The 18,479-nt window shown below is 72.2% G+C and carries 15 protein-coding genes; 7 read left to right on the forward strand and 8 right to left on the reverse strand.

All coding sequences use genetic code 11. The annotated features are described in order from the left end of the window. Nucleotides 1-46 precede the first annotated feature (46 nt). Nucleotides 47-292, reverse strand: a complete 246-nt coding sequence (locus MF672_RS42585; RefSeq protein ID WP_242376128.1) for a hypothetical protein — start codon at nt 290-292, stop codon at nt 47-49. A gap of 101 nt (nt 293-393) precedes the next feature. Here MF672_RS42585 and MF672_RS42590 point away from each other — a divergent pair, with 101 nt between their 5' ends. After that, a complete protein-coding gene (locus MF672_RS42590; protein WP_247815718.1) occupies nt 394-891 on the forward strand; it encodes a hypothetical protein in 498 nt (165 codons plus the stop codon). 45 nt (nt 892-936) lie between these two features. Continuing rightward, nucleotides 937-1,344 carry a hypothetical protein gene (locus MF672_RS42595; protein WP_242381304.1) on the forward strand — a complete coding sequence of 136 codons (408 nt, stop codon included), beginning with the start codon at nt 937-939 and terminating at the stop codon, nt 1,342-1,344. Between the two features lie 320 nt (nt 1,345-1,664). Here MF672_RS42595 and MF672_RS42600 read toward each other — a convergent pair whose 3' ends face one another. Genes MF672_RS42600 through MF672_RS42615 form a run of 4 tightly spaced genes read right to left on the reverse strand, consistent with a single transcriptional unit; the run spans nt 1,665 to nt 5,950 of the window. Beyond that, entirely contained in the window at nt 1,665-2,960 is a 1,296-nt protein-coding gene (locus tag MF672_RS42600; RefSeq protein ID WP_242381303.1) for a glycosyl hydrolase 53 family protein, read from the reverse strand. Nucleotides 2,961-2,986: 26 nt separating this feature from the next. After that, on the reverse strand, nt 2,987-4,261 hold the full coding sequence (locus tag MF672_RS42605; RefSeq protein WP_242381302.1) for an ABC transporter substrate-binding protein: 1,275 nt from the start codon (nt 4,259-4,261) through the stop codon (nt 2,987-2,989). Nucleotides 4,262-4,292: 31 nt separating this feature from the next. Then, the gene (locus tag MF672_RS42610; protein ID WP_242381301.1) at nt 4,293-5,114 is read right to left on the reverse strand and encodes a carbohydrate ABC transporter permease; all 822 of its coding nucleotides are present in this window, start codon (nt 5,112-5,114) and stop codon (nt 4,293-4,295) included. Further along, the gene (locus tag MF672_RS42615) at nt 5,111-5,950 is read right to left on the reverse strand and encodes a carbohydrate ABC transporter permease (RefSeq protein ID WP_242381300.1); all 840 of its coding nucleotides are present in this window, start codon (nt 5,948-5,950) and stop codon (nt 5,111-5,113) included. The genes MF672_RS42610 and MF672_RS42615 overlap by 4 nt, the downstream gene beginning before the upstream one ends. 117 nt (nt 5,951-6,067) lie before the next feature. Here MF672_RS42615 and MF672_RS42620 point away from each other — a divergent pair, with 117 nt between their 5' ends. From MF672_RS42620 to MF672_RS42640, 5 genes are all read left to right on the forward strand, one after another. Further along, nucleotides 6,068-7,027 (forward strand): AraC family transcriptional regulator, encoded by a 960-nt coding sequence (locus MF672_RS42620; RefSeq protein ID WP_302893369.1) that lies wholly within the window; start codon nt 6,068-6,070, stop codon nt 7,025-7,027. Between the two features lie 132 nt (nt 7,028-7,159). Then, the gene (locus MF672_RS42625; RefSeq protein WP_242381298.1) at nt 7,160-8,434 is read left to right on the forward strand and encodes an MFS transporter; all 1,275 of its coding nucleotides are present in this window, start codon (nt 7,160-7,162) and stop codon (nt 8,432-8,434) included. A gap of 31 nt (nt 8,435-8,465) precedes the next feature. Further along, nucleotides 8,466-11,201, forward strand: a complete 2,736-nt coding sequence (locus MF672_RS42630; RefSeq protein WP_242381297.1) for a family 78 glycoside hydrolase catalytic domain — start codon at nt 8,466-8,468, stop codon at nt 11,199-11,201. Nucleotides 11,202-11,205: 4 nt separating this feature from the next. After that, complete coding sequence (locus MF672_RS42635) at nt 11,206-13,554, forward strand: glycoside hydrolase family 3 protein (protein ID WP_242381296.1); 2,349 nt, start codon at nt 11,206-11,208, stop codon at nt 13,552-13,554. Between the two features lie 18 nt (nt 13,555-13,572). Beyond that, nucleotides 13,573-14,343, forward strand: coding sequence for an SDR family NAD(P)-dependent oxidoreductase (locus MF672_RS42640; protein WP_242381295.1), 771 nt, complete (start codon nt 13,573-13,575; stop codon nt 14,341-14,343). Nucleotides 14,344-14,906: 563 nt separating this feature from the next. Here the strand turns inward: MF672_RS42640 and MF672_RS42645 are convergent. The 3 genes from MF672_RS42645 to MF672_RS42655 form a co-directional block, all read right to left on the reverse strand. Beyond that, complete coding sequence (locus MF672_RS42645; RefSeq protein ID WP_242381294.1) at nt 14,907-15,899, reverse strand: LacI family DNA-binding transcriptional regulator; 993 nt, start codon at nt 15,897-15,899, stop codon at nt 14,907-14,909. A gap of 319 nt (nt 15,900-16,218) precedes the next feature. After that, nucleotides 16,219-17,706, reverse strand: coding sequence for a CoA-acylating methylmalonate-semialdehyde dehydrogenase (locus tag MF672_RS42650; protein ID WP_242381293.1), 1,488 nt, complete (start codon nt 17,704-17,706; stop codon nt 16,219-16,221). Next, nucleotides 17,703-18,092 carry a fumarylacetoacetate hydrolase family protein gene (locus MF672_RS42655; RefSeq protein ID WP_242381292.1) on the reverse strand — a complete coding sequence of 130 codons (390 nt, stop codon included), beginning with the start codon at nt 18,090-18,092 and terminating at the stop codon, nt 17,703-17,705. Before MF672_RS42655 ends, MF672_RS42650 begins: the two co-directional genes overlap by 4 nt. Between the last annotated feature and the right edge of the window lie 387 nt (nt 18,093-18,479).

The following is an 18,479-nucleotide window of genomic DNA, read 5'->3' on the forward strand; positions in this document are numbered from 1 at the left end:
ACCGCCCGGCCTCCGCGCTCCGCGCTCTGCGGTCAGCCGAAGCTGATTACGGGCGGGTGGCGACGGCGAGCAGGGCGGCGGCCAGGGCCCGGGCGGAGGCGGGGGCGTGCTCGGTGTCTCCGAGGTGGTGCCGCAGGTCTCCGGCGTACAGCAGCACGGTGTCGTCCGGCTGCCGGGCGACGGTGATGCCGGCGTCGGGCAGCGCCACCCCGCGCACCCCGTCGCCGAGGTCACGGCTGAGGTCGGCCAGGGCGGGCAGCACCAGGCCGGCGGCAGCCTGCGCGGCGGCCACCGCTCGCGCAGCTCCCGCGCCTCGCCTACGGCGCGCTCGCGGCCGGTCTCGGCGGAGACAGCGCGCTGCTCGGCGGCGGCGGCGCGCTCGCGCTGGGCGTCGTGCTCGGCGCGGGCCTGGCGCAGTTCTTCTTCGGCGCGTTGCTGCAGCCGCGCGGCGGCGGCGGCCTCGCCTTGAGCGGCGATCAGGGCCAGGCGGGCCTCGGTGGCCTCGGCCCGGGCATCCTCGGCCCGGCGCTCGGCGGTCTCGGCGCGGGCGGCGTGCCGGCGGCTGTCGTGCTCGGCGCGCTCACGGGCGGCCTGGGCGTCGGCGGCGGCGGCGGCCAGGCGGTCCCGCTCGTGGCGGGCGGTCTCAGGTCGGCGGCCAGCGCCTGGCGCTCGGCCTGGGCCTGCTCCCGCTGGCGCAGCGCGTCGTCGCGGGCCTGCTCGGCGGCCTGGCGGGCCTGGTCGGCGGTGTCGCGGGCCTGTTCGGCGGCGCCGCGGGCGCGTTCGTGCGCGGCGGCCTGGGCCCAGGCGTCGCGGGCGTCGTCCTTGGCGGCCTCGACCCGGCGGTCGGCCTCCTGCCGGGCGCGGCGGGCGGCCTGCTCGGCGGCCTGCTGAGCGTCGCGGGCCGCGGCGGCGCGGGGCTCGGCGAGGTCGGCGCGGATGTCGGCGGGGCCTCACCTGGCCGCCCTCGCCCAGCACGTCGTCACCGCGCCCACCGGCAGCGGCAAGCAGACGGCCGCGCTGCGCACCCTGCCCGAGCTGGTCGAGGACCTGCTGGCCGCGCACGTCACCGCCAGCCGCGCCGCCGGGCACACCTGGGAACAGGTCGGCCGGGCCCTGGCCCTGCACCCCGACACCGCCCGGCGCCGCTTCGGCCACCCCCAGGCCGACGCCGACGGCGACGGCGACGCCGCCGCTGACGACCACGCCGCTCGCCGTGACGAACTCGGCGAAGAGGTCCTCGAGGAGCTCGCGGGCAATCACCCGGCAGGCGACGACACCTCCGTCCCGCTGCCGGAGGCTGGCCCCGCGCCCGACCCCGTACCCCGTACAGTCCCGAAGGCGTAGCCACAGTGGCGGCTCTCCTGCCGATAGCGAGGCTGCGGACCCCAGGCAAGCTCGTGAGTAGAGACCCGATCAAACCTACTTTGGGGCTGGGGACACCTTCGGGAGCGGAGGGCCGCTTCGATGGACGCGCTCGCACCGGCGCAGCCGTTGCCGATGACGAGCACGTCCACCTGGGCGGTCCACGTGCGAACCTCCGAGGCTCGCACCGGCGCCGTTCCTGTCGCCTCCATGGCGGCCCCTCTCGTTCACGCGCCCTCGCGCACGGACGACAGGAGGGCGGCGCGCCGCGCGCAGGGCCATATCCCGCTGGGCGGGACGTCTCACGCCAGGAGCAGCCCCTCGGCGATCGCGTCGATGACCGGCTCGGCCACGCCGGAGGAGGTGAAGTGGCTCATCGGCTGCCAGCCGCCGACGCAGTAGTCGGGCGCCCAGGGGCGGACGCCGGACAGCGGCCCGTCACCGGCGCCCCACGCGACCACGTCCCGGACGAAGTCGTGCTCGCCTTGCGGGGAGATCGGGTAGCCGGGCAGCGCGCTGTTCCACGGGTAGGGCGCCGACATGGCGGCCGAGGGATATCCCAGCTCGGCCACGAACACCGGCTTGCCGAACGTGCTGCTCAAGGTGGTGGTGACGTCCTTGAACAGGGCCAGGCGGTCGCCGTGGTCGTTGCTGGTCGGGTAGAACGAGGTGCCGAGCTCGCTCGCCTGGTAGCCCGCCGCCCGCATCGCCTGCCAGAACGCCACCGACAGGTTGGGGCTGGCCGCGCCGATCGTGCTGGTGTGGCTGCTGAAGCGGGCGCCGGGCTGGACCGTGCGGATGCCGGCGGCGGTGGCGGCCAGCATCCGTCCCACGTGCGGCCACAGGTGGGTGCGCAGCCAGGCGATGCGGTCGGTCTCGCTCAGCGTGAACAGGGTGGCGAAGTCCATCTGGCCGATCGCCGGGTCGACGGCGTCCGGCGGGCTGTAGGTCCAGTCGGCGGTCTGGGTGACCAGGCTGCGGATGGCGACGCCGGCCATGCCGAACTCGATCTCGTTGCCCAGGTCCCAGACCCGCACCGTCGCGCCCGTGGCGAGGATCTTCGCGGCGACGGTGACGCCGTAGCGGTAGAGGATCGGCAGCATCTGCTCGATGGTGAGCGAGGTCCACGGCCCCGGCAGGGTGATGCCCGGGTAGTCGGAGAAGTCGGGCTCGGGCTGGTAGGCGATGTCTCCGTAGACGGCCCACAGGCCGAGCTCGGGATTGAAGGGCAGGCCGAGCCGGCGGGCCAGCCGCGCGCGTTCGAGCCCGCGGTCGAGGCCGTGCTGGGCGTCGTTGTCGACCGCGACGCGGCGGGTCGCGATGCGGGCGTACACCTCGGTGGCCCCGTGCGCGACGAACAGGCGCTGCACGGCCTCCGCGGTGCGCGCCGTGCGAATGCCGTCGGTCAGGGGCGTTCTGGCGAGCACCGCTTCGGTGAACGGGCTGACCGAGAGCGCGGTACGGAAGGGCCGGGCCTGGTGCGACGTCTCGCCGGCGGCGGGCAGGGCGGGCGTGGCCAGAGCGAGGCCGGCGGCGGCGGTGGCGGTGGTAAGGAAGGTTCGGCGGGTGACACGGGCATGGGGGGTGTGGTGCGTCATGTCGATCCTTTTCAGCGGAGGGTGACTCAGTTGCTCTTGTAGGCCTTGTCCATCTCGGTCAGGACGTCCTGCGGTGTGGCGGCGCCGGAGAAGAGCTCCTGCACACCGCTCAGGTGAGCCTGCTGGACCTTCGGGTTGGGCCAGAACTGGTCCATGAACGGCACGGTCCTGCCCGACTTCTGGTACTCCAGGAGCGCGGCGAAGGCGGGGTCGGGGGCGAAGGCGTCGTTGGGGATGGCGGGGGCGGCGTTGCTCTTGGCGGCGTAGTCGTTCATGATCTGCGGCTGGGCGAGAAAGTCGATGAACTTCTCGGCGGCGGCCCGGTCACGGGCCTTGGCGTTGATCGCGTAGGAGGTGCCGACGGCGCCCGGCATCCGGGTGGCCTGGGCGTCGTCGGTCGCCGGCAGCGGGAACATGCCCAGCTCGGTGCCTTGGGCCGCGGCGTCCCTGATCTGCCCGGCGGTGGCCAGAACCTGGACGGCCGCGACGGCCTCGCCCTTGCCGACCTGCTGGAGCGCGGTCTCGACGGGGGTGCCGAGCGGATCCTTGGAGAAGCAGCCGCGCTTGCTCAGCTCCAGATACTTGTCCATGGCGCCCTTCCACCCGGTGGAGGCGGCGAAGCTCGTCCTGCCGCCGGCCAGGTCGGCGTCGAAGGTGGAGCCGGGGGTGTAGACGAGGGTGGAGACGAGCGCGTAGTCGATGAGCTGGGTCACCCAGGGCGTCTGGTTGCCCAGGGCGAAGGCGGTCCTGCCCGCGGTCCTGGCCTTGTCGCACAGGTCGAGCACGTCTTTCCACGTGGTGGGTTCGGATCCGCCGACCTCCCGCATGGCCTTCTTGTTGTAGATGGCGCCGATGCCGGTGAAGGTGACCGGCAGGAGGTACTGCTTGCCGCCGGCCTGCGTGACGGTCTTGACGTCCTGCGGGACCTGCCCGGCCCACGGACGGGCGGACAGATCCTGGAGGTAGCCGGACGGGGCGAGGACCTGGACCGCGCCGGCGTTCCCTTTCGCCGGGAAGGCGAAGAAGACGTCAGGGGCGGTGCCCGAGGAGAGCTGCGTGCGCAAGGTGGTCAGGTACGGGTCGGTGTCGGCATAGGTGACCTGCACGTCGATGCCGGGGTTGGCCCGCTTGAACGCGGCGATCGCGGCGTCCAGCGCGATCTTCTCGCTGGAGTTGGACGCGATGCGCAGGGCGGCCGAGGCCGTGCCGCCCCCGGGAGGGGTGGCGGTGTTGCTGCAGGCGGCCAGCAGGGCTCCGGTCGCCAGGACGCACAGCGCCGCGGGCAGCCGTCGGTTCGTCATGGTGGTTCTCCTGAGATGTGGTGAACGGTGATCAGCCCTTGAGGCCGCCGGCGAAGCCCTTGATGATCCGCTTCTGCATCAGGAAGTAGATGAGCAGGATCGGGACGACGCTGATCACCAGGCCGGCGAAGACGAGGTGCCAGTCGGCGACGTACTGGCCGACGAACTGGAAGACCGCCACCGGGACCGTCTGCTGCGCACTGCCCGACAGGTACAGCAGCGGCGTGAGGAAATCGTTCCAGATGAAGATCGCGTTGAGGATGGCGACGGTGCCGGTGACGGGCCGCAGCAGCGGCAGGACGACGGAGAAGAACACCCGCACCGGGGTGCAGCCGTCGATGGCGGCGGCCTCCTCGTACTCGGCGGGCACGGCCCGCAGGAAGCCCGCGTACAGGAAGACGCTGAAGGGGACCTGCAGGCCGCAGTAGAACAGGACCAGCGACCACACCGAGCCGAGCAGGCCGAGGTCGCGCATGCTCTGGTAGAGGGGGATCAGCGCGAGCTGGGCCGGCAGCAGCAGGCCGAGGGCGAACAGCAGGAACGTCCATCGCGACCAGCGGCTCGTCAGGCGCGCCAGCGGGTAGGCCGCCATCGCCGAGACGATGACGATCACCACCAGGCCGGCCAGCGTGACGATCGCGCTGTTGGCCAGGGCGGCGCCCAGCCCGGCCGCCTGCCAGGCGTCGGCGTAGTTGGCCAGGGTGGGCGACGTCGTCGGCGCCACCGGCGAGGCAGGGTCGCCCGGGCGGCGTACCGACAGGTTGACCAGGACGTAGAGGGGGAAGGCGAAGACGGCGCCGGCGGCGATCATCACCGTCTCCAGCAGCGCCGTGCGCGCTGTGTAACGCTTCACGAGGAGCCCTTCTGCTGCCGCAGGCCGCGGTACTGGACGGCCGAGACGGCGGCCACCACGACGGCCAGGAGCACGGCGATCGCGGTGCTGTAGGCGAAGTCGCCGAACTGGAAGGCGTTCTTGTAGATGAGGGTGGACAGGGTCTCGGTGGCGTGGCCGGGGCCGCCGCCGGTGGTGACGTACACCTGGTCGAAGAGCTTGAATCCGCCGATCAGCGCGAGCATGACGTTGATCGTGACGGCGGAGGCCAGCAGCGGGCGGGTGATGTGCCAGAAGCGCTGCACGGCGCCCGCGCCGTCCACGCCGGCGGCCTCGTGCAGCTCGCGTGGCACGCTCTGCAGTCCGGCCAGGAAGATGACCATGGAGTAACCGGAGAACTGCCAGATGACGATCGCCGCCACCGACCACAGCGCGAGGCCGGGGTCGCCCAGCCAGTTCTGCCGCAGGGCGCCGAGGCCGAGGGCGTCCAGCGCCGTGTTGAGCGCGCCCTCCGGGGCGTACAGGTAGCGCCACAGATAGGCCGTGACCACGGGAGTCATCACCGCGGGCGCGAAGAACAGCACGCGCAGCGCGTTGCGGCTCCTGATGCGCGAGTGCACGCCGAGCGCCAGCAACAGACCGACCACGTTCTGCACGATCGTGATCACGGCCGTGATGGCGACGGTCTGCCAGAGCGCGTCCTGGGCCGCGGAGTCGTCGAAGATCCTGGCGAAGTTCTCCAGCCCGACGAAGGACATCCGCTCGCCCAGGCCGCTCCAGTCCGTGAAGGCGTATCCCGCTCCTCTGAAGGAGGGGACGAGCACGACGTAGAGGTACAGCGCGAGAGCGGGGAGCACGAACCATCCGGGGATCGAACGTCCGCGCCGGCGTCGTCGGGACCGGCGGCCATGATGCGGGGAGGCAGGTCTGACCTCGGAGATCTTCGGCATCGTACCTCTTGGTAAAACGTTTTAATGGCGAACGGAAGAAAAGGGCTGCGTACGGCGCGTAGTGAGGATGATGCGCCCGCGTCTCACCCGCGCGGTAGGCCCTTCACCGACGGGTCACTCGCCTACGCGGGAAGGCATGTCCACGAGGAGTCCTATCCCGCCCACACCCACAGCTTCGTGGAGGTGGCGGTCGTCGTCGCGGGCGCCGGCACGCACCACTCGCTCGCCGGCCGGCACGCGCTCGCCGCAGGTGATGTCGTCCTGCTGCGGCCCGGCGTCTGGCACGAGTACGAGCGCTGCGCGGACCTGGTGTTGTACAACTGCTGTTTCCGGCCCGGCCTGCTGCGGCGCGAACTCGCCTGGGCCAGGGAGGACGCGCTGCTGGGGCACCTGCTGTGGACAGCCCCCTACTCGCTCGGCAGGCGCGGCATGCTCATGGCGCGGCTCGACGACGCGGCTCTTCAGGAGTGCATGGCGCCGTTGCGGGCGCTCGACAGGCTGGGTTCGGTGGCCGGTCCGCTGCACCGCGGCGACATCATCGGTCACCTGACGTTGTTCCTCAGCGCTCTGGCCAGGGTCGTGGCCAAGGAGGGGAACAGCCGGCTGAGCCCACCGGCGTCGCCGCACCCGGCCGTGGCCAGGGCCATGCGCCTGCTGGAAGGCGACTTGGCTCATCCCTGGACGCTGCGCGAGCTGGCCGAGGAGCTTCCCATGGTGCCCGGCTCGCTCGTGCGGCTGTTCAAGTCGGCCGTGGGGCTGCCGCCCATGGCCTACCTCGCCCAGCAGCGAGCCGAAGCCGCCGCCGCGCTGCTGCTGCGGGACGAACGGCCGATCTCGCAGGTCGGCGCGGCGGTGGGCTGGCCGGATCCCAACTACTTCGCGCGTCGTTTCAAGGCGCACTTCGGGCTGAGCGCGCGGGCGTACCGCAGCCGCTTCAGCGACGACTCGGCCTTTCTCCGGACCTGGCTGCACGCGGAGTCCTGAGCTCGAAGCCGTCATTTTCCCTTTTCGTGACCCCTGTCGCCCTTGCCGCTCAGTGGCGGCGATGTTACGTTCCTCGCACTCACTGGCACGTGTTAGTTGCTGAGTGCTTAAAACGATCAAATGGAGAGTGTGATGTCCGAGCCCGCATTCCCGCCTCCGGCGGCAGCCGCTCCAGCCGCGCGGCCGGCCAGGGCGAGCGGCGGCTTCATCACCGTCTATGTGCTGGCCTACCTGGGGCTGTACGTGGCGGTGATGACGCCGTTGCTGGCCTCCCTGGCCATCCGGCTGCAGCAGATCGACCCCGAGGGCAAGGAGGCGGCGCTCGGCCTGGTCATCGGGATCGGCACGCTGCTCAACATCATCGCCGCCCCGGTCGTGGGCCTGCTGAGCGACAACACCACCTCCCGCCTCGGCCGGCGCAGACCATGGATGCTGGCGGGCATGCCGGTGCTGGCCGCAGGCGCGGTGCTCACCGCCGTGCTCGACACGGTCCCGGGTGTGCTGCTGGGCTACGTCGTCGCGCAGGTCGGCATCACGTTCATCATGACCCCGCTGCTGGCGGTCATGCCGGACCAGGTGCCCGAGGAGCAGCGCGGCAAGGTCGGCGGCCTGCTCGGGTTCACCGCCCAGATCGCGGGGGTGGCCGGGTTCCAGGTGTCGGGCGCGCTGGCCGGCTCGCCGCTGCTGCTGTTCCTCATTCCGGCCCTCGTCGCCTGCGCCGCCGTGCTGCTGCTGGTGGTGACGATGGCGGACCGGCCGCTGCCTCGCGAGCAGCGCAAGGTGCTCGACCTGGCGGGCCTGGCACGCGACCTCACCTTCGACCCCCGCCGCCATCCCGACTTCGCCTGGACCTGGCTGGGGCGCTTCCTCATCCAGTTCAGCCTCATGTTCCTGTCCACCTACCAGCTGTACTTCCTGACCGATCACCTCGGCTACCGGCTCGAGGAGGTCACCGGCCTGCTGGCGATCACCGGCGGCGTCGGGCTGGTGATGACGTCGGTAGGTGCGGTGGTGAGCGGCTACCTTTCGGACCGGCTGCGGCGGCGCAAGCTGTTCATCTACCTGGCCGCCGCCTGCTTCGTGGTCGGCTTCGTGATCGTCGCCTCCGCCGCGTCGTTCGCCTCGGTGCTGGTCGGCTCGCAGTTCATCCTGCTCGGCGCCGGTGTCTTCGGGGCCGTGGACCTGGCTCTGGTCAACGACGTGCTGCCCGACCGCGAGCGCTCGGCGGCCAAGTACATGAGCCTGGCGGGGATCGCCAGCGCCCTGCCGCAGTCCGTCGCGCCGATCGTCGCCCCGGTCATCCTGGGCATCGGCGGCGGGGGCAACTATCCGCTGCTGTTCCTGGTGGCCGCAGGCGTCGCGATCGTCGGCGGGTTGACGGTCCGGCTCGTCAAGGGTGTACGGTGACCTCGCTAACACGTGTAAGCAAGGAGTCCGAGTGATCACCCTCCGATTCGAGCACCTGCGTGAACCGCTGGGCATCGGCACCCCCGCACCCCGCCTGTCCTGGTCGGCCGAGACCGGCACGCCGGACTGGCGGCAGAGCGCCTACGAGGTCGAGGCCAGGGGCGAGCGGGTCCGGGTCGAGTCGGCCGAATCGGTCCTGGTGCCGTGGCCGTTCGCGCCGCTGGCGGCGCGCGAGCGTGTGGCGGTGCGGGTGCGGGTCGAAGGCCCCGGCGGGTGGTCGGCGTGGAGCGAGCCCGCGCACGTGGAGGCGGGGTTGCTGGCGCGGGAGGATTGGACGGCCGCGTTCGTCAGCCCGGGGGAGGGCTCGCTGCTGCGCGGCGAGTTCGAGGTCCGGCGGGGCGTGCGCGCCGCCCGGCTCTACACCACCGCGCTGGGCGTGTACGAGGCGGAGCTGAACGGCGAGGTCGTCGGCGACCATGTGCTGGCCCCCGGCTGGACCGCCTATGAGCACCGGCTGCGCTACCAGACCTTCGACGTGACGGACCTGCTGAGCGAGGGCACCAACTGCCTGGGCGCAACTCTTGGCGATGGCTGGTACCGGGGACGGCTGGGCTTCGAGGGCAAGCGGGCCCTGTACGGCGATCGGCTCGCCTGGCTGGCCCAGCTGGAGGTCGTCTACGACGACGGCACGGCAGAGCGTTTCGTGACGGATGAGTCGTGGCGGGCCGCGTCCGGGCCCTTGCTCTCCTCCGACCTGTACGACGGCGAGACCCACGACGCCCGCCAGGAACGCCGGGGCTGGTCGTCGCCCGGTTACGACGACTCCGGCTGGTCGCCGGCCGAGATCGTGGACCATGACCTGGGCACCCTGGTGGCGCCGGAAGGGCCGCCGGTGCGCCGCACCGAGACCCGGGCCCCCGTCGAGAAGCGCGTCACCCCGGGCGGCGCCACCGTCTACGACTTCGGCCAGAACCTGGTCGGCCGCCTCAGGATCACCGCCCGCGGTTCCGCCGGCGAGCGGGTGACGCTGCGGCACGCCGAGATGCTGCAGGACGGCGAGCTGTGCGTCGCCCCGCTGCGCACCGCCAAGGCCACCGACACCTACCTCCTGCGCGGCGACCCGCAGGGGGAGACGTGGGAGCCGCGCTTCACCTTCCACGGCTTCCGCTACGCCGAGGTGTCGGGGCCGGTGGACGACGTGGTCGCCGTCGTGTGCCGTTCCGACCTGGAGCGCACCGGCTGGTTCGACTGCTCCGACCCGCTCGTCAACCGGCTGCACGAGAACGTCGTGCAGAGCATGCGCGGCAACTTCCTCGACGTCCCCACCGACTGCCCGCAACGTGACGAACGCCTGGGCTGGACGGGCGATTTGCAGGTCTTCGCTCCCACTGCCTCCTTCCTGTTCGACAGCGCCGGCTTCCTGTCCTCCTGGCTCGCCGACCTGGCCGCCGAGCAGCGCGAGGACGGCCTGGTGCCGCACGTCGTGCCGAACGTCACCTCCGCCTCCAACGCCGCCGCGGCCTGGGGCGACGCCGCCGTGATCGTCCCGTGGGTGCTGTATCGCCGCTACGGCGACACCGGCATCCTGGAACGGCAGTTCGCGAGCATGCGCGCCTGGGTCGAGCACGTCGCCGGCCTGGCCGGGCCGGACCGGCTCTGGGACAGCGGCTTCCAGTTCGGCGACTGGCTCGACCCAGCCGCGCCCGCCAACCGGCCCGAGCAGGCCCGCACCTACCCCGAGATCGTGGCCACCGCCTACTTCGCCCGCTCGGCGGACCTGCTCGCCCAGGCGGCCGAGGCCATCGGGCGGGACGCCGCTCCCCATCGGGAGCTGGCCGACCAGGTGCGCCGAGCCTTCGCCGCCGAGTACGTCACCGGCTCCGGGCGGCTGCTGAGCGACTCGCCCACCGCCTACGCCCTGGCCCTGGAGTTCGCCCTGCTCCCCGAGCCGGGCCGGCGTGCGCGTGCTGCCTCCCGACTGGTGGAGCTGGTGCGCGCGAGCGGCTACAAGATCGCCACCGGTTTCGTCGGCACCCCGCTCATCTGCGACGCCCTGGCCGAGGCGGGGGAGACGGAGGCCGCCTACCGGCTGCTGCTGCAGCGCGAGTGCCCGTCCTGGTTGTATCCGGTCACGCAGGGCGCCACCACGATCTGGGAACGCTGGGACAGCCTGCTGCCCGACGGCACCGTCAACCCCAGCGGCATGACCTCCTTCAACCACTACGCCTTCGGCGCCGTCGCCGACTGGCTGCACCGCACGGTCGCGGGCCTCGCCCCGGCCGCGCCGGGCTACCGGGAGATCGCCGTGCGTCCCCGGCCCGGCGGCGGGCTCACCCATGCCGCCGCCCGGCTGCGTACCCCCTACGGCCTGGCCGCCGCCTCCTGGCGCGTCGACGACGGCACGCTCACCGTCGAAGCCGTCGTCCCGCCGAACACCACCGCGCACGTCACGCTGCCCGGCGGCGACCGGCACACCGTCGGCTCCGGCACGCACCACTGGACCTCCCCCTACACCGAGACCCGAGCCGCCGCCGCGCCGCTCACCCTGGACAGCACCCTGGCCGAGGTGGCCGACCGGCCCGGCGCGATGCGCGTCGTCACCGACGCCATCGTCCGGCACCTGCCGGAGATCGCCGAGTACGTGGAGACCGGCATGGACTCCGCCGCCCAGAACATGACGGTCCACGAGGCCATCGCCCTGATCCCGAACGCCGACCACCTGCCCGCCGAGATCGAGACCGGCTTCGCCGCGCTCCAGAAGGACTGACACCGTGCCGTTGATCGATGAGGCGGACCTGCTGCGCCGCCTCGCCGCCATGACCCTCAAGGAGAAGGTCACCCTCCTCACCGGGGCCGACGCCTGGACACTGACCCCGGTGCCGTCCGCTGGGCTGACCGCGCTGGCCCTGTCGGACGGCCCCGTCGGGCCGCGCGGCACCTCCTTCGGCGCTGACACCCCGCCCTCACTGCTGTTCCCCAGCCCCACCTCCCTGGCGGCGGCCTGGGACGAGGAGACCGCCTACGAGGCCGGGCGGCTGATGGGCGCGCGGGCCCGCGAGATGGGCGTCCACGTCCTGCTCGCCCCCACGGTCAACCTGCACCGCTCGCCGCTCGGCGGCCGCCACTTCGAGTGCTACTCCGAGGACCCGCTGCTCACCGCCCGCATCGCCGTCGGTTTCATCCAGGGCGTGCAGTCGGCGGGAGTAGCGGCGACCGTCAAGCACTTCGTCGGCAACGACTCCGAGACCGGCCGGATGACCTACGACGCCCGCATCGACGAGCGCACGCTGCGCGAGGTGTATCTGCCGCCGTTCGAGGCGGCGGTGCGCGAGGCCGGAGTCTGGGCGGTGATGGCCGCCTACAACCGCGTCAACGGCGAGAGCATGACCGAGCACCGCGACCTGCTGACCGGCGTGCTCAAACAGGAGTGGGGCTTCGACGGCGTGGTGGTCTCCGACTGGACCGCCGCCCGGTCCTGCGAGGCCACCGCCCTGGCCGGGCTCGACCTGGTCATGCCCGGCCCGGACGGGCCATGGGGGGACGCGCTGGTGGCGGCGGTCGAGGACGGCCGCGTCCCTGCCGGGGTCGTGGACGACAAGGTGCTGCGGATCCTGCGGCTGGCCGCGCGCACCGGCGCTCTCGACGGCGTCCCCGCCACCCCCGCCCCGCCCGTCCCCGGCGACGTCCGCGACCGCCTGCGCGAGCTGGCGATCCGCGGCTCGGTCCTGCTGCGCAACGACGGCCTGCTGCCCCTGCGGCCGGGCCTGCGCAAGGTCGCGCTGATCGGGCCGAACGCGGTGCGGTTCACCGCCCAGGGCGGCGGCAGCGCCCACGTCACCCCCGAGCACGTGGTCGCGCCGCTCGAAGGGCTGCGCCGGGTGCTCGGCGAGGACACCGAGATCACCGTCCACGCCGGCGTCTTCCCCCACGCCAAGCTGCGGCCCCTGCCCGCCGCCATGGCCACCGACCCCGAGACCGGCGAGCACGGCGTACGGCTGGAGCACCGCAGGGCCGACGGCACCGTCCTGACGGCCGAGCACCGCGACCCCGCCCCCTGGTGGTTCCCGATCATCCTCGCCGACGAGGTCGCCGAGCTGGCCGTACGCACCCGCCTCACCCTGCCGGCCGCTGGCCTGCACCGGCTGTCGGTCCTGGGCACCGGCCGCCACATCCTGCGCGTCCCCGGCCACGCCGACCAGTCCCATGAACGGCTCCAGGACGGCGACGACATCGCCGCCCTGCTGCTGAACCCGCCCTCGCACACCTTCACCTTCACCGCCGGCGCGGGCCCGATCGACATAGAGCTGCTGATCAGCCCGCAACGCAACCTGCCCTACCCGGTCACCCTGACCGGGCTCGGCTACGAACCGCCGCGCGGCACCGACGAAGAAGAACTGGAGACGGCCCTCTCGGCGGCCCGCGCCGCCGACGTGGCGATCGTGCTGGTCGGCAGCGACGCCGACACCGAGACAGAAAGCCTCGACCGCACCGGCCTGGCGTTGCCCGGACGGCAGGACGACCTGGTCCGCCAGGTCTGCGCGGCCAACCCGCGCACCGTGGTCGTGGTGAACGCCGGAGCGCCGTGGCTGATGCCCTGGGCGCACGAACCGGCCGCGCTGCTGTGGGCCTGGTTCCCCGGCCAGGAAGGCGGCGACGCCATCGCCGACGTCCTGACCGGCGCCGAACCCGGCGGCCGGCTGCCCACCACCTTCCCCGCCGCCGAGGCCGACGTCCCGGTCCTGTCCACACAGCCCGTCGACGGTGTGCTCGACTACGCCGAGGGCGACCGCATCGGCTACCGCGCCTACCGGCCCGAGGGCGTGCTGTTCCCGTTCGGCCACGGCCTGTCCTACACCACCTGGGAGTACCTGCGCGCCGAGACCGCGGACGACGCCGTGCGGGTGACGCTCCGCAACACCGGCGAGCGGCCGGGCTGCGAGGTCGTCCAGGCGTATCTGGAGCAGGACGGCGCTCTGCGCCTGGCCGGCTTCGCCGCCGCCGAAGCCGCACCAGGACAGACGATCACGGTACGGATCGGCATCGTCCCGCAGGAGCGCCCGCACCGGCTGCGCATCGGCCGCTCCGCCTCCGACCTCCCTCTGACCTGCACCATCAACTGAAACGGAGTGAACACTTCCATGCAGCGACTCACCGACCGCCGCATCCTCATCACCGGCGCCGCCTCCGGAATCGGCCAAGCCACCGCGCTGCGACTGCTGGCCGAAGGCGCCCGCGTGGTAGCCGCGGACATCGCCGAGGACGGCCTGAAGGAGACGCTCGCCCTGGCGACCGAGCAGGGCACCGCCGACCGGCTCACCGTCACCTCCGTCGACATCTCCGACGAAGGCTCGGTCACCGAGGTGGTCTCCTCAGCGGTGAGCGGGCTCGGCGGCCTGGACGCCCTGGTCAACACCGCCGCCATCCTGCGCGGCGCGCACACCCACGACTGCTCGCTGGAGCTGTGGAACCGCATCATCACCGTCAACCTGACCGGAACCTTCCTCATGACCAGGGCCGCCCTGCCGGCCCTGCTGGAGTCCGGCCGGGGCGTCGTGGTGAACTTCAGCTCCACCGCCGCCTTCTACGCCCACCCGTTCATGGCCGCCTACTCGGCCAGCAAGGGCGGCATCGCCTCCTTCACCCACAGCCTCGCCCTGGAGTACTCCAAGCAGGGCCTGCGCGCGGTCAACGTCGTGCCCGGCGGCATCAGCAGCGGCATCACCAACAACATCGGCTCCCTCGTACCGGAGGACACCGACTGGAACCTCTTCCTCAAGCTGACCTCGGCCATCAGCGACGGCCTGCCCGGCCCCGAGAACGTCGCCGGCGTCGTCGCCATGCTCGTCTCCGACGACGGCGCGTTCATCACCGGCACCGAGATCCGCGTCGACGGCGGCGCCCACATGTGACCTGCAACGTCGCGCAGCCCTCCACGCAACAGGACCAGTGCCCGCCATCGTGTCCTCGCCGCGATCGGCCAGGAACGCGGGCTGAGTGACCACCCGCAGGCCATGCGTCCGCAGGGGGCCCAGACACCAGTCCGGCACCAGGGCGACCGGCTGTGCTCGTGCGTGCGCGGAAAGGATCGTGGCCACGAGTTCCGCGAGGGCCGGCGTCGGTGACCGCCGTGACGCCCCAGCGGGCCAGTACGCCAGCCACGGCGGCCAGGTGGGGGTACGGCGATTCCCGAGCGCCACGCAGCAAGTGGTCGGCACGCCAGAGGCGGCAGGTCGGCCGCCCGTCGGCCGCGCGTTCGATGCCCGTGTCGTCGCTTCCGTCAAGACGAAGCAGGCGGATCGCGGCGGTGTTCAGCATCCACAGCGAGCCGCCCCGATGCTGCAGCCGGACGGGCCGCTCGGCGTGCAGGCGGTCCAGGGCGCGGACGCGCGCAGGCTGTCCCGCTCGGAGTTCACGATCACGGTCGGTGGGAAGCCTGTGAGGTCACGGCCGCCGGGGAACGCCTCCGGCACCTTCAGGCGGACTCGCGCTCGACCACCCGGATGCCGGCATCCGGCAGCACGTCAAGCTGTGAGGGCTCGCCGTTCAGCGCCCTGAGCAGGGCGGCGGCGATGCGCGCGCCGAGTTCGCCGCTGTCCTGGGCGACCGTGGTGAGCGGCGGGAGCGCGAAACGGGCCGCCGGGATGTCGTCCGCGCCGATCACGGGCAGGCTCGTGCCCAGCTTCCGCATGCCGGCCAGCAGCGCCAGGGCCACCTCGTCGTTGTAGGCGCACACGGCGGTCGGCGGCTGCCGCCAGCCTGCCACCGTCTCGGCCGCCGCGGCGGTGTCCAGGGGGATGGTCGAGACGATCGGTACCGGCAGGCCGGCCTCCGCGCACACCTGGGCCGCTCCCTCGGCACGCCCCTGACCCAGTGCGCTCAGCCGGGGGTCGTCGGGCAGGACGTAGGCGAGCCGGGTGTGCCCCTTCCCGATCAGGTACTGCGCTTGGAGCCGGCCCACGCCATTGAGCCACAGTGTCGAGCCGACATCGTGGCCGCTCTGCTCCGGGGACGGCAGCACGGCCGCGATGTTCGCGCGCCTCATGCCGGCCAGCTCGTGGGCCGTGAACGGCCGCATGCCGAACACGGCCGCCGGGGCGAGTGCGGTCCACAGCCGCGCGAGGTCGTCGTCCTGGCCGGTGTGCACGTGGGTGACGAGGGTCAGCCCGGCGCCGGCCAGCACCTGCGCGGCCCGATCGACGAGCTCCGCCACGGTGTGGCCCTGCGGCCAGTCGGGCAGGACGAACAGCACGACGTCGCTGCGGCCGCTGCGCAGGGTACGGGCAGGCGCGTAGGGCGTGTAACCCAGTCGGGCCGCCGCCTGCAGCACCCGCTGCCGGGTGGCCTCGGGGATGGACTGGCCCGGCGTGTCGTTCAGGACAAAGCTGACCGTGGCCCGAGACAGCCCCGCCTCCCGTGCCACGTCCACGCTGGTGATGCGGCGCTTGGTCTTCTTCTGGTCCGCCACACTGCCCTCGTCCCGCTGTCCGTTCGTCGGGACGATGCTAACGTCCGCATGCTCGCCGGTTACACGTGACAGCCTGACCTGCGCGCCCAAGCCGGTGTCGCAACAGGCATTTCACAGTCCATCCAGCCGTGTTTGCGGTCTACGGACATAGCCGGATTTCACCCGTCGACAGTTCATCCGTCAGCGCGTGGGCCGGGGCCGGTGACCAGCGGATGTCGCTTGACATGGGTGGTGAAGGCGGGCGTCGATACCGACTGCCCCGGACCGGCCAGGGCCCGCGTGAGGTCCGTCACGACGATCCCGGCGAGTGGTCCGGGGCTCACGTGTTCTCCGGGAAGCCGAGGTTGATTCCGCCGTGGCTGGGGTCTGGCCAGCGGCTGGTGATGACCTTCGCGCGGGTGAAGAAGCGGACGCCTTCCATGCCGTGGGCGTGCAGGTCGCCGAAGAGCGAGTTCTTCCAGCCGCCGAAGGAGAAGTAGGCCATGGGGACGGGGACGGGCACGTTGATGCCGACCATCCCGACCTCGATCTCGTTCTGGAAGCGCCGGGCTGCGCCGCCGTCGTTGGTGAAGATCGCCGTGCCGTTGCCGTACGGGTTGGCGTTGATCAGCTCGACCGCCTCCTCGTAGGTGTCCACGCGGAGCACGCTCAGGACCGGGCCGAAGATCTCATCGGTGTAGATGCTCATGTCGGTGCCGACGTTGTCGAACAGCGTGGGGCCGAGCCAGAACCCGCCGGACTCGCCCTCGGCCTCCACCTTCCGTCCGTCGATGACGAGCCGGGCGCCGGCGCTCTCGCCCTCGGCGATGTAGCCGGCGACCTTGTCACGGTGGGCGCGAGTGATGAGCGGGCCCATGTCGACGCCGGTCATGCCGTCGCCGGTGCGGAGCTTGACCGTCCGTTCGGCGATCTTGGCGACCAGATCGTCGGCGATATCGCCGACCGCGACCAGTGCGCTGACAGCCATGCAGCGCTCACCGGCCGAGCCGTAACCGGCGTTGACCGCAGCGTCGGCGGCCAGGTCGAGGTCGGCATCGGGCAGCACGACCATGTGGTTCTTGGCCCCGCCCAGGGCCTGGACCCGCTTGCCGTGGGAGGTGGCGGTCTCGTAGACGTAGCGGGCGATGGGCGTGGACCCCACGAAGGAGACCGCCTTGATCGCGGGCGAGACGAGCAGCGCGTCGACTGCTTCCTTGTCGCCCTGCAGTACGTTGAACACGCCGTCGGGCAGCCCGGCCTCGGTCCACAGCTCGGCGATCCACAGCGCGGCGGACGGGTCCTTCTCGCTGGGCTTGAGCACCACGGTGTTCCCGGCGGCGATCGCGACGGGGAAGAACCACATCGGCACCATGGCAGGGAAGTTGAAAGGGCTGATGACGGCCACCGGGCCGACCGGCTGGCGGATGGAGGACACGTCCACGCGGGTGGAAGCGTTCTCCGTGAACTCGCCCTTGATCAGGTGCGGGATGCCGCAGGCGAACTCGACGACCTCCTGCCCCCGGGTGATCTCGCCGAGGGCGTCGGACAGCACCTTGCCGTGCTCGGCGGTGATGATCTCGGCGAGCTCGCCCTTGCGGGCGTTGAGCAGCTCACGGAAGGCGAAGATGATCTGTGTGCGGCGGGTGAGCGAGGTGTCGCGCCATGCCGGGAAGGCCGCCGCGGCCGCCGAGATGGCGGTGTCGGCGTCGCGGGTGGAGGCCATCGCCACCTGGCCGGTGATGGCGCCGGTCGAGGGGTCGGTGACCGGTGCGGTGCGCCCGCTCGTGCCGGCCACGCGCTTGCCGTTGATCCAATGGGCGATGGTCATCGTGAGTTCTCCTGTGGGTCGCGGCTGACGACCGGGGTTCGCAGGGTGCCGAGCCGGTCGATCTCGGCCTCCACCACGTCTCCTGGTTTCAGCAGCCATGGCGGGGTGCGGACGTAACCGACGCCGTCGGGGGTGCCGGTGGCGACGACGTCGCCGACGCTCAGCGCGGCCGTCCAGCGGCCGAACAACGTCGGATGCTCAGGCACGTCGAACGAGCCCTCGGCGGCGTGCGCGCGGTAGTTGAGCCCTACGCAGATCACCCGCGCCGACGGCGGCACCGGAGGCGCGAAGCTCACCTCCCGCACCGGGACGGCCTCGCCCGTGAGCTGGGCGGCCTTGGCCGTCCAGCCCCGGGCGTCGGCCCAGAAGCGCGTCACGTCGGTCACGATCCGCACGGTGTCGCCGTCCGGACGGGCGAGGTGTACGAGGTCGTCTCCGGGGAGCCGGACTCCGGCGAGTCTCACTGACGGCCAGGAACACGTGCGTGTGGTCAGCGGCCGGCAGCCGGCGGCGGTGACCCGGTAGTGCAGGTGGGCGGGGCGCATTGGATGGCGGCCGATGGCATGCGGCAGCCTGCCGCCGGTGCCGTCGGCGGCCACCGGGTGGCTGCACCACCGCGCCGGGCAGCGGGGTGCCGTCGCAATCGAGCACGCGGCCATGGACCACGGTGGGCACGCCGCGCTCGCGCTCGGGACCGAAGCTGATCCACGCGCCCCGTTCGCGAGCGGGCGCCGGCGAGTGGAAGGGGCCCTCGACCGAGGACGGCGTCATGT

The organism is Actinomadura luzonensis, from assembly GCF_022664455.2.
Taxonomy (GTDB): Bacteria; Actinomycetota; Actinomycetes; order Streptosporangiales; family Streptosporangiaceae; genus Nonomuraea; species Nonomuraea luzonensis.

What these genes read in the sequence shown, in the direction of transcription:
- MF672_RS42640 (WP_242381295.1), top strand. Translation starts at nt 13,573, where the DNA reads ATGCAGCGACTCACCGACCGCCGCATCCTCATCACCGGCGCCGCCTCC.
- MF672_RS42625 (WP_242381298.1), top strand. Translation starts at nt 7,160, where the DNA reads ATGTCCGAGCCCGCATTCCCGCCTCCGGCGGCAGCCGCTCCAGCCGCG.
- MF672_RS42620 (WP_302893369.1), top strand. Translation starts at nt 6,068, where the DNA reads ATGGCGAACGGAAGAAAAGGGCTGCGTACGGCGCGTAGTGAGGATGAT.
- MF672_RS42650 (WP_242381293.1), bottom strand. Translation starts at nt 17,706, where the DNA reads ATGACCATCGCCCATTGGATCAACGGCAAGCGCGTGGCCGGCACGAGC.
- MF672_RS42600 (WP_242381303.1), bottom strand. Translation starts at nt 2,960, where the DNA reads ATGACGCACCACACCCCCCATGCCCGTGTCACCCGCCGAACCTTCCTT.
- MF672_RS42605 (WP_242381302.1), bottom strand. Translation starts at nt 4,261, where the DNA reads ATGACGAACCGACGGCTGCCCGCGGCGCTGTGCGTCCTGGCGACCGGA.
- MF672_RS42595 (WP_242381304.1), top strand. Translation starts at nt 937, where the DNA reads ATGTCGGCGGGGCCTCACCTGGCCGCCCTCGCCCAGCACGTCGTCACC.